General features: G+C 63.5%; 9 protein-coding genes. 4 read left to right on the top strand and 5 right to left on the bottom strand.

Going from position 1 to position 10,851, the window contains the following annotated elements:
* The first annotated feature begins 73 nt into the window (after nt 1-73).
* Nucleotides 74-958, top strand: a complete 885-nt coding sequence (gene mmsB, locus NKI61_RS30490) for a 3-hydroxyisobutyrate dehydrogenase (RefSeq protein WP_023681758.1) — start codon at nt 74-76, stop codon at nt 956-958.
* A 424-nt stretch (nt 959-1,382) separates the two neighbouring features.
* Here mmsB and NKI61_RS30495 read toward each other — a convergent pair whose 3' ends face one another.
* From NKI61_RS30495 to NKI61_RS30515, 5 genes are all read right to left on the bottom strand, one after another.
* Nucleotides 1,383-2,762: an aspartate aminotransferase family protein gene (locus tag NKI61_RS30495; RefSeq protein WP_352762303.1), complete on the bottom strand. Its 1,380-nt coding sequence runs from the start codon at nt 2,760-2,762 to the stop codon at nt 1,383-1,385.
* A gap of 52 nt (nt 2,763-2,814) precedes the next feature.
* A complete protein-coding gene (locus NKI61_RS30500; RefSeq protein ID WP_023670422.1) occupies nt 2,815-2,937 on the bottom strand; it encodes a hypothetical protein in 123 nt (40 codons plus the stop codon).
* Nucleotides 2,938-2,969: 32 nt separating this feature from the next.
* Complete coding sequence (locus NKI61_RS30505) at nt 2,970-5,039, bottom strand: prolyl oligopeptidase family serine peptidase (protein WP_352842078.1); 2,070 nt, start codon at nt 5,037-5,039, stop codon at nt 2,970-2,972.
* A 97-nt stretch (nt 5,040-5,136) separates the two neighbouring features.
* Nucleotides 5,137-6,294 (bottom strand): MFS transporter, encoded by a 1,158-nt coding sequence (locus NKI61_RS30510; RefSeq protein ID WP_352445985.1) that lies wholly within the window; start codon nt 6,292-6,294, stop codon nt 5,137-5,139.
* Nucleotides 6,295-6,405: 111 nt separating this feature from the next.
* Entirely contained in the window at nt 6,406-7,581 is a 1,176-nt protein-coding gene (locus tag NKI61_RS30515) for an MFS transporter (RefSeq protein WP_023691026.1), read from the bottom strand.
* Nucleotides 7,582-7,853: 272 nt separating this feature from the next.
* Here NKI61_RS30515 and NKI61_RS30520 point away from each other — a divergent pair, with 272 nt between their 5' ends.
* The 3 genes from NKI61_RS30520 to NKI61_RS30530 form a co-directional block, all read left to right on the top strand.
* Entirely contained in the window at nt 7,854-9,431 is a 1,578-nt protein-coding gene (locus tag NKI61_RS30520) for a trimethylamine methyltransferase family protein (RefSeq protein WP_023714360.1), read from the top strand.
* A gap of 153 nt (nt 9,432-9,584) precedes the next feature.
* Complete coding sequence (locus NKI61_RS30525; RefSeq protein WP_352842080.1) at nt 9,585-10,049, top strand: endonuclease domain-containing protein; 465 nt, start codon at nt 9,585-9,587, stop codon at nt 10,047-10,049.
* An 18-nt stretch (nt 10,050-10,067) separates the two neighbouring features.
* Nucleotides 10,068-10,851, top strand: a 784-nt coding sequence (locus NKI61_RS30530) for an NAD(P)/FAD-dependent oxidoreductase (protein WP_352842082.1), incomplete at its 3' end; no start/stop codon positions are given.

Raw genomic sequence — 10,851 nt, forward strand, 5'->3', positions numbered from 1 at the left:
GCCTACTGCCTACTGCCTACTGCCTACTGCCTACTGCCTACTGCCTACTGCCTACTCATCATGGAGCACCGCTATGACCACCATCGCCTTCATTGGTCTCGGCAATATGGGCAACCCGATGGCTGCCAATCTCGTCAAAGCGGGGCACACGGTGCACGGCTTTGACCTGATGCCGGAAAACCTCACCGTCGCCCACGAGCATGGCGTCATTGTCACGGCGAATGCCGTGGCGGCGGTGAAAGACGCTGATGTCGTGATCACCATGCTTCCCGCCGGCAAGCACGTGCTCTCGGTCTACGAGGACATCACACCCAAGGCCAAACCAGGCGCCCTGTTCATTGATTCCTCGACCATCGATGTCGAGTCGGCCCGCAAGGCGCATGCCGTAGCAAGGGAACACGGGCTGCATTCGATCGACGCCCCCGTCTCCGGCGGCACCGGCGGTGCTGCTGCGGGAACACTGACCTTCATGGCCGGCGGCGCCAAGGATGCCTTCGCCAAGGCCGAACCGGTCCTGAAGCCGATGGCAGGCCGCATCGTCCATTGCGGCGACGACGGCGCCGGTCAGGCAGCCAAAATCTGCAACAACATGATGCTCGGCATTTCGATGATCGGGGTTGCCGAGGCTTTCGTGCTGGCCGAAAAGCTCGGCCTCTCGCATCAGGCGCTGTTCGACGTTGCCTCGACCTCGTCGGGCCAGTGCTGGTCGCTGACCACCTACTGCCCGGTGCCGGGTCCCGTGCCGGCCTCACCCGCCAACCGCGACTACAAACCGGGCTTTGCCGCGGCACTCATGCTGAAGGACCTGAAACTGGCGCAGGAAGCCGCCCAAAGCGCCGGCGCGGTGACGCCGATGGGGGCCGTAGCGGCCCAGCTTTATGCGCTGTTCAACGCCCAGGGAAATGGCGGCGACGATTTTTCCGGCATCATAAATTTCCTTCGCGGCAGTTCTCTATAAGTTTCGAATTTGGCAGCGCTTTTCTCGATTTTTATTGCGCGGAAAAATTGCAAATTTAGATTTGCTTAAGCTCTCGATAACCCGGCGGTAACGATGTGCCTATATAACGGATGGCGAGGCGGACATATCGCATCCGCCCGGCGCTCCGGATCAGGTCTCGCGTACCGGAGCCCGTAAGTTTCGCAAGTGTATTGTTGGCGAAATGCCATGCGTATCTGGCAAAGCCGCGTTCCCATGGAGCGCGGTTTTTGCGTCTTGCAGTACTATACTGCTCGGTCTGAATTATATTCCGATTGCAGCGTTCGGAATTGCCTGATGGTCTTCATTGACCAGCACGATCGGTGCGCTGACCCCGTCGACCCTGACGATAAGCAGGCGCACAGTCCGGGCGCCCTGATTGCAAGGCGCCCGGCTGTCGTTCCATCTACTTCTTGCGCAAATCCGCTTGCGCCAGATCCAGCGCTTTGGCGATGCGATCGCAAGCCATGTCGATCGTCGCGCGGGTCCAGATCAGCGGCGGCGACAGGATCATCGTGTCGCCGGTGGCGCGCAGCATCAGGCCTTGCGCGATGGCGTGGTCGCGGACGGTGACGGCGGCACTGCCCGCCGGCAGGAAGCGCTCCTTGGTCGCCTTGTCCTTGACGATCTCGACCGCGCCCATCAGCCCGATCGATCGCACCTCGCCTACCAGTTCGTGGCCGGCAATGCGCTCCTGCAGCGCCTGGGCGAAGTAAGGTCCAGTGTCGTTCCTGACCCTGTCGACCAGGCCTTCTCGCTCCATGATCTCGAGATTCTTCAGCGCCACCGCGCAGGCCACCGGGTGACCCGAATAGGTATAGCCGTGGTAGAATTCGCCGCCCTTTTCGACCAGCGTCGCCGCGATACGGTCGCCGACCAGCAGCGCCGACAGCGGCTGATAGCCAGAGGTCAGTGCCTTAGCCGTGGTGATGGTGTCGGCTTCGACGCCGAAGGTCTGCGCCGCAAACCATTCGCCGGTGCGGCCATAGCCGGTGATGACCTCGTCCAGCATCAAAAGCACATCGTATTTGCGGCAGATTCGCTGCACTTCCGGCCAGTAGCTCATCGGCGGTATCTTCACCCCGCCCGCCCCCATCACCGGCTCGCCGATGAAGGCCGCGACCTTGTCGGCGCCGGCCTCCAGAATGGCATCCTCGACCGCCTTGGCGGCGCGCAGGCCGAAATCATGGTCGCTTTCGCCGGGCAGCCCCAACTCATAGGCATAGGGCATCATCACATGGACGATGTTGGGAACCGCCCCGCCGAGTTGCTTGTGCATCAAATCCATGCCGCCGAGCGACGTGCCGGCGACGGTCGAGCCGTGATAGGCCGACTTGCGCGAGATGATGCGGTTCTTCTCCGGTTTGCCTTCCAGCACCCAATAGTGGCGCACGAGCCGCAGCGCCGTGTCGTTGGCCTCCGAGCCGGAGGAGCCGTAGAAAACCTGGCTGATGCCCTTGGGCGCCAGCTCGGCCAGCTTCTTCGACAGCAGCACGGGCGTCGGCGTCGAGCATTTGAAGAAGGAATTATAGTAGGGCAATTCCTTCATCTGCGCGTAAGCGGCGTCGGCCAGCTCGTCGCGGCCATAGCCGACATTGACGCACCACAGCCCGGCCATGCCGTCGAGTATTTCGGTGCCGTCGGCATCGTAGATGAACGGGCCGTTGGCGTGGGTGATGATGCGCGAGCCGGTCTCGCGCAATTCCCTGTGGTCGGTGAAGGGATGCAGATGATGCGCGGCGTCAATCTGCTGAAGCTGCTTCAGCGAATAGTTCTGGTAAGTCATAGGTTTGCTCTTTCCTCTGGAATCAAACCGGCAAGCTGCCGGGGCGACTTCGTCAGAGGACGGCGGGCGGCGAATAGCCGATGCGGGCGCACAGCCTGAGCAGTTCGGCGCGCAGCGTGCGCGGCGACGGTGTCACCGCGACCCCGAAGGCGCCGGATGTGCTCATGTAGACCATGGCGGCAGTCTATGCCGCCCGAGGCCCGGAATTCAAGCGGTGCCGCTCAATACCCTTTGCAGGAACACGTATTTCATGGCGGTTTGCGCCGCTTGCGGCCGGCGGTCGCCGCGCCCGCCATGGCCGCCTTCCGTCTCCTCGAAGAACAACGTCTTGCCGTGACCTGCTTCCTGCAGCTTCGCCGCCATCTTGCGGGCATGGCCGGGATGGACGCGGTCGTCGGCGGTTGATGTCGTGAGCAGCACCGGGGGATAGACGGCATCGGCCGAGACATGATGGTACGGCGAATAGGCGGCGAGCCAGTTGGCCTCTTCCGGTTTTGCCGGATCGCCATATTCGCCGATCCACGAGGCGCCTGGCGGCAGTTCGGTGTAGCGCAGCATGTCGAGCAGCGGCACCTCGATGATGACGGCGCCGAACAGTTCGGGATGCTGCGTCAGGGAAACGCCGGTAAGCAGGCCGCCATTCGAGCCGCCCTGGATGCCGAGGGAAGCAGCCGTGGCTATGCCGCGCCTGACGACGTCCTGCGCCACCGCGGCGAAATCGTCGAAGGCAGTCTGGCGATTGCCCTTCAGCGCGGCCTGATGCCAGGCCGGCCCGAACTCGCCGCCACCGCGGATGCAGGCCTGCACATAGGCGTTGCCCTTTTCCAGCCACAGCCTGCCGCGCACGCCGGCATAGCCGGGCAGCAGCGGTATTTCGAAGCCGCCATAGCCGTAGAGCAGCGTCGGCACCGGACCCTTCTGGTCGCGCCGCCTGACGACGAAATACGGGACCATTGTGCCGTCCTTCGAGCGCGCCTCGAACTGTTCGGAGACCAGCGGCGCGGCGTCGAACCGAGCCGGCTGCGATTTCACGGTGGCCAGCGTCGCCCCGTTATCATCCGACCAGATGATCGAACTCGGCGTCAGGAAATCGGTGAAGGAGAAGGAGACGCTGGAACCGAAATGCTCGGCATGCCCGATGCCGACATTGCCGTTATCGGGCAGCGCCACCGGCTTCAGCGACCAGCGGTCGCCGCTGCGCTCGGCGACAACGACCTTGCCGCGCACATTGTCCATCAGATTGATGAACAGCCGGTCCTGAGTGCGGGCAATGCCGGCGACCGAAACACGGTGCGCTGGCGCGAGCATGGTTTCAACAGGGCCCAGGTCGCCGGTGTCGATCCAGTGTTCGAAATCGAAGGAATAGAGGCCGTCCGGCAAGCACTCAGTGCCGCCCGGCGCCGTCCATGGGCTGCGCACCCCGAACACCAACCGGCCCTTGAACAGCGCGGTGTCGGTGACATCGTCGGGCAACGGGATGCGGCGGTTTTCGCCCGACGGCAGGCGCAGAAAACTGTGCGAGGAGAAGAAGGCGATCGTGCGGGCCAGAAACAAATACTGCCTGTCGCCATCATGCTCGACCCCCGCGCCGGCCGCGAGATCCTGCTTCTCGGCCTCGAAGATCGGCGTCGCCTCCTCCAACCGGGTACCGCGCTTCCACAGCTTGACGACGCGCGGATAGCCGGACTGGGTCTTGTCGTCTTCATCGAAGGCAGCCGAGACAATGACCGTGTCCTTGTCCAGCCAGGAAAAACCGGATTTCGAGGCCGGAGCGCGGAAGCCGCCCTCGATGAATGATTTGGTCTCGATGTCGAATTCCCGCATCTCGCTGGCATCGCCGCCATCCGGCGACATCGCCACCAGGCAAAGGTTGAAATCGGGGTAAAGGCGGCTGGCGCCGCTGAACACCCACTTCACCCCCTCCTTGGCCGACAGCACGTCGAAGTCGATGATCGTCTCCCACACGGGCTTTTCGGTCTTGTAGGAGGCGACCGTCGTGCGGCGCCAGAGGCCGAGCACATTGGTCTTGTCCTGCCAGAAATTATAGACTTGGCCGTTGAGCGCGGCGCCCACAGCGATGTTGTCTTCGGCCGTCATCAGGTCGAGCGCCGTCTCGAACGCCGCCTGGTAGGACGGATCGCCCTGTAGTTCGGCCACGGTGATCTCGTTCTGGCGATGCACCCAGTCGAGCGATTCCTTGCTGGTCCGGTCCTCCAACCAGAGGAACTTGTCCTCCACGGTGGCATCCGTCTGGCGTTTTGTCGTCGATTGGGTCACGCATGGTCTCCAGGCTAGTGGCGGGCAGCCCTGCCTACATCGCGTTGCAAGCGGTTTTATTCAAGATGGTACGTCAGGTCATCGGGGGAATGCGGCCTCAAACCATCCGCCGGCGCAGGACCGTGGCCACAGCCAGTGCCAGACAAATCGTGCCCAGCGTGATCGGCAGGCCGGAGGCGCCGATCACATCCATGACGCCACCCGCCAGCGGCGGCACCACGATGCCGCCGACGCCCCACATCAGGGAGAAGGCGGCATTGCCGGCGACCAGCGCCGAGCCGGTAAAGCGGTCGCCGAGCTCGATGATCGACATGGTGTAGATGCCATAGGAGACCGCGCCCCAGATAAAGACGCAAGGCCAGATCAGCGGCGTCTCGATGAGCAGCGGCAACAGGGCGCAGCCCAGCACCGTCACCACGACGCAGATGAATCGCACCAGCCGCGCCGTCAGCCGTTCCGCCAGCAAGCCGAGCGGCACCTGCATGGCGATGTTGCCGGCGATCATCACCGACAGCAGCGCCGACATGCGCGCTTCCGCGATGCCATAGTGCGTGCCGTAGACCGGCAGCAGCGCCAGCACGCCCTGTTCGAAACCGGCGGCAACGACCACCGCCGACAGCAGTAGCCATGCCAGTGGCACGAAGCCCATGACCGAAACCCTGTGCCCGGCTTCGTCGACCTTCGGCAGTCGCGGCAGCACCAGCGCCAGGCAGGCGCCGCAGAAGATGAAGGCGGCGATCCCCACCAGGAATGGCGGCCATCCCACGGTGCCGACAGCGAGCAGGCAGAGCGGCCCGGCAGCGAAGCCGGCCGAGATGATGGTTGAATAGACACCCATGACGCGACCGCGGCGCGATGGCGGCGCCAGTGCAATGACCCAGATTTCGCTCAAGACATAGAGCGGATTGGTCACCACCCCGATCAAGAAGCGCAGAGGAAACCACAGATAGACATTCTGCGTCCAGCCGATCAGCGCAAGCACAATAGCCGAAAGCGCCGCGCAGGTAAGCGCGGTGCGCCCTGCCCCGAACCGGCGCGCCAGTGCCGGGATCAGCGGCGACGAGACAATGAAGCCGATCGGCGTCATTGCCGCCGAGAGCCCGATGATGGCCGGCGAAACGCCTTGGCGTTGCAGGATGAAGCTCAGCAGCGGATAGGACAGGCCTTGCGCGATGGCGAACACCGAGACGGTCGCGATCACGCCGCTGATCGCCGCCCACTGCATCTTCTCGTTGTCAGCTTCCGCCAGGTTCATCATTGGCACCTAAACCAGGTTCAGGACTAGCTTTTCTGTCCGACGCGGGTAAGCCCCGCCCCGCGAAAAACCGTTTGCTCCAGACAAGGCCTGTCAGGAGCTTTTGGGCCGTCAGGAGTTTTGGCGCTTGAACGATCGATAGAGCGCGAAGCTCACCAGCAGCGCGTCGAGTCCGGCGATCACCACCGGCAGACCGAGCGGACCGATGATCTGCATCAAGGCACCGGCGCCAGGCGGGCCGACAATGCCGCCGGCGCCCCACATCAATGCGAAGGCGGCGTTGCCGGCGACCAGCACGGTTCCCCTGAAGCGGCTGCCGAGTTCCACCAGCGCCATGGTGTAGACGCCGTAGCCGACAGCGCCCATGACGAGAAGGACGAGCCAGATCGCCGGCATCGTGATCAGCAACGGCAGCAAAACCGCGCAGGTCGTTGTCGCCAACGCACAGAAGATGATCATCGCCCGCCCGCCGAAACGCTCGGCCAGCAGGCCGAGCGGGATTTGCAGGAAGATGTTTCCCAGCGACAGTGCCATCACCAGGGCCGCCAGCGTCCTTTCGGGCAGGCCATAGGCGGCACCGAAGACCGGCATCAAAGCGTAGGTGCCCTGCTGGACCGCCGCCGAAACCAGCACGGCAAACAACAGCGCCGGCGCCAGCCTGGCGAAACCGAAAAAGCCGCCGGGCAATTGGCCGTCATCCTCGAAGCCGGCGAGGCTTGACGAAACAGCACGAAGGATCGCGGCGCACAGGATGAAGCCGGCCATGCCGACCAGGAAAGGAACCCAGCCCGATATCCCAACCGCGGTCAGGACCAAAGGCCCCGCAGCATAGCCAGCGCCCAGCACGGTGTTGAATGCCCCCATCACCCTGCCGCGGCGCGACGGCGGCGCCAGCGACAGCGCCCATACTTCGCCCAGTATATAGAGCGGGTTGATGACGATACCGATGATGAAGCGGATGACGAACCAGCCCACCCAGTCCTGCAGGTAGCCGATGCCGAGGAAGCACAGCGCCCCAATCAATGAGCAACCCACAGCCAGGTTGCGCGCGCCGACCAGCCGAACGGCTGCCGGCACGAACGAGGCCGAAAGGATCAGGCCAAGCGGCATCATCGCTGCCGACAAGCCGATCAGCGCCGGCGACATGCCTTGCTTCTGCATCAGCAGCGTAAACAGCGGCGAGCTCAGCCCTTGCGCCGCACCGAACATCGCGAGGGCGGCAGTTACGCCGGCAAGCGCCGCCCATTGCGTCCCCGCTTCGCCATCGCTCGAACCGGTCGCAGCCATGATGCCTTCCACATGAATTGCCGGCCCGATCCAGCGGCAAACCATTGAGCTAGCGGTTCGATTTAGGGAAAGGAAGGGCCGCGCCTGAAATCCCCTTGCGCCAAGAGCCGCAGTGGGCGCGTCCTGTCCGCCAATCCCCGGCAAGGTTGTCAGCTATCGGACTGCCGTTCGGGCATGTCGCTTCCCTCGTCCTAGTGGTCGCCGCCTCCGCAATGGCCGGACAGCCGCCGGTCCATTATGCCGCCCGCTACCAGCATCGTACGAGGACCATCATGACCGCCGCCCTGCATCCAGCCGAACCGCCTTTGGCAGCCGACCGTGCCCGTCGCGGTGGCCGTGCGGGCAAGCGCGCCGGCGGCTCGGCCGCCTTCGAACAGCCGGCTTTTCGACAACTGAGAAATCCGCTGACGCCGACCAAGCTGATCTCGGACGACGAGCTGGAATCGATCCACCTCGCCTCGCTGCGCGTCTTGAGGGAAATAGGCGTCGACGTGCTGCATGACGAAGCGCGCCGCATCATGAAGGAAAATGGCGCTGATGTCCGCGAGGGCAGCGAGCGCGTGCGCTTCGACAGCGACATGATCCTCGATCTCATCTCCAACTGCCCGTCGGAATTCACGCTCCATGCCCGCAACCCGGCGCACAATGTGCGCTTCGGCGGCAACAATGTGATCCTGTCGATGATGGCGTCGGCACCGAACTGCTCCGACCTCGATCGCGGCCGCCGTCCGGGCAACCAGCAGGACTACCGCAACTTCCTGCGCCTGGCACAGATGCACAACATCCTGAACTGCACCGGCGGCTATCCGGTCGAGCCGACCGACATCCACCCGTCGGTGCGCCACCTCGAATGCATCCGCGACCTCGCCACGCTGACCGACAAGGTGTTCCACATCTATTCGCTCGGCAAGGAGCGCAATGTCGACGGCATCGAGATCGCCAGGATCGCCCGCGGCATCAGCCATGAGCAGATGCTCGAAGAGCCGTCCGTCTTCACCATCATCAACACCAACTCGCCGCTGAAACTGGATGTGCCGATGATGGAAGGCATCATCCAGATGTCGAGCAAGGGTCAGGTCGTCGTCATCACGCCCTTCACCCTGTCCGGCGCGATGGCGCCGGTGACCATCGCCGGTGCGCTGGTGCAGCAAAATGCCGAGGCGCTGTCCGGCATCGCCTTTGCCCAGATGGTGAGAAAGGGCGCGCCGGTTGGCTATGGCGGCTTCACCTCGAATGTCGACATGAAGTCAGGCTCGCCGGCCTTCGGCACGCCTGAATATATGAAGGCGCAGCTTGTCGGCGGCCAGCTTGCCCGCCGTTACAAGATCCCCTACCGCACCTCCAATACCTGCGCCGCCAACACGGTCGACGCGCAGGCAGCCTATGAAAGCGTGTTCTCGCTGTGGGGCGCCATCCAGGGCGGCGGCAATCTGATGATGCACGGCGCCGGCTGGCTCGAAGGCGGCCTGCGCTGTTCCTACGAGAAGACCATCCTGGACATCGACCTGTTGCAGATGGTGGCCGAGTTCCTCACCCCGCTCGACCTGTCCGACGAAGCGCTCGGCTTCGACGCCATCCAGTCGGTCGGCCCCGGCGGCCATTTCTTCGGCACCCAGCACACGCAGGACCGCTACAAGACAGCCTTCTACTCGCCCATCCTCTCCGACTGGCGCAATTTCGAAACCTGGGCCGAAGCCGGATCGCCGACCGCGCTGGAAAAGGCCAACAAGGTCTGGAAGGAGCGGCTGGCATCCTACGAGGAACCCTATATGGACCCGGCGATCCGCGAAGAGCTCAACGACTTCGTCGAAAAGCGCACGTCCGAAGGCGGCGCGCCGACCGATTTTTGATCAATGTTGTTGATGAACAGTCGACCCCCACTCCGTCGAGCTTCGCTCGACACCTCTCCCCCGATCGACGGGGGAGAGGAAAGGCGCGAGCCTATGCAAGGGCGCGAATTTATGCGGGCTGGCTCCCTTCCTCTCCCTCCGGAGGGGGGAGAGGTGGCGCCGCGAAGCGGCGACGGAGTGGGGGACGGCGCTCATGAAACCCGCAGTCGCCGCAAGATGGGCACCACCCAACGCGCGCGAACGCTGAGGCAAGGCGGCAATCAGGCGGAAGCATTGCTATGGCTTGAATTGAAGGCGCGCAAGCTTGGCGGCTATCGCTTCACCCGCCAGTTTTTCATCGGACCCTTTTTTGCAGACTTCGCCTGCCGCGAAAAATGGCTTGTCGTGGAAATCGACGGCCATCAACACGCCGGCAGCTCCTATGACCGTCGCCGTGACGATTTCATGCGCGCGCAAGGCCATTCGATCCTGCGTCTCTGGAACCATGACGTCCTGAACCATCGCACTTCCGTCTGCGAAACCATCCTTGCCGCGCTTGATGGCAGGTTGGCCGAGAACGTCGCTGCGGCCGATCTCCGCTTTGTTTTCACGCCACGCCCATTCGATTCAATCTCTTAAAAAACGGACCTATCTCTCATGAAATCTCACGTTAAAGCGGTTGTCATTGGCGGCGGCGTCGTTGGCTGCTCGGTGCTCTACCATCTGGCCAAGGCCGGCTGGACCGACATCATGCTGATCGAGCGTTCCGAGCTCACCTCCGGCTCGTCCTGGCACGCAGCCGGCGGCTTCCACACGCTGAACGGCGATCCCAACGTCGCCAAGCTGCAGGCCTATACGGTGCAGCTCTACAAGGAGATCGAGGAAATCTCCGGCCAGTCCTGCTCGCTGCATCTGACCGGCGGCGTGATGATGGCCGATACGCCCGAGCGCATGGATTTTCTGCGCCTGGCCCACGCCAAGGGCCGCTATCTCGGCATGGACACCGAACTGATCACGCCCTCCGAAGCCAAGGCGATGTTCCCGCTGATGGACGAGACCAATTTCGTCGGCGCCATGTGGGATCCGGTCGAAGGCCATCTCGATCCCTCCGGCACGACGATCGCCTACTCCAAGGCGGCCAAGAAGCTGGGCGCCGAGATCGTGCTGCGCAACCGCGTCGTCGAACTGACGCAGGAAGTTGACGGCACCTGGAACGTCGTCACCGAACAGGGCACCGTCCACGCCGAGCATGTCGTCAACTGCGGCGGCCTGTGGGCGCGCGAGATCGGCCGCATGGTCGGCGTCGAACTGCCGGTGCTGGCCATGGAGCACATGTACCTGCTCACCGAGCCGATGCCCGAGGTCGAGGAATTCAACAAATCGACCGGCCGCGAGATGATCGGCGTGCTCGACTTCAAGGGCGAGATCTACACCCGCCAAG

Source organism: Mesorhizobium sp. M0514, from assembly GCF_040321145.1.
Classification (GTDB): domain Bacteria; phylum Pseudomonadota; class Alphaproteobacteria; order Rhizobiales; family Rhizobiaceae; genus Mesorhizobium.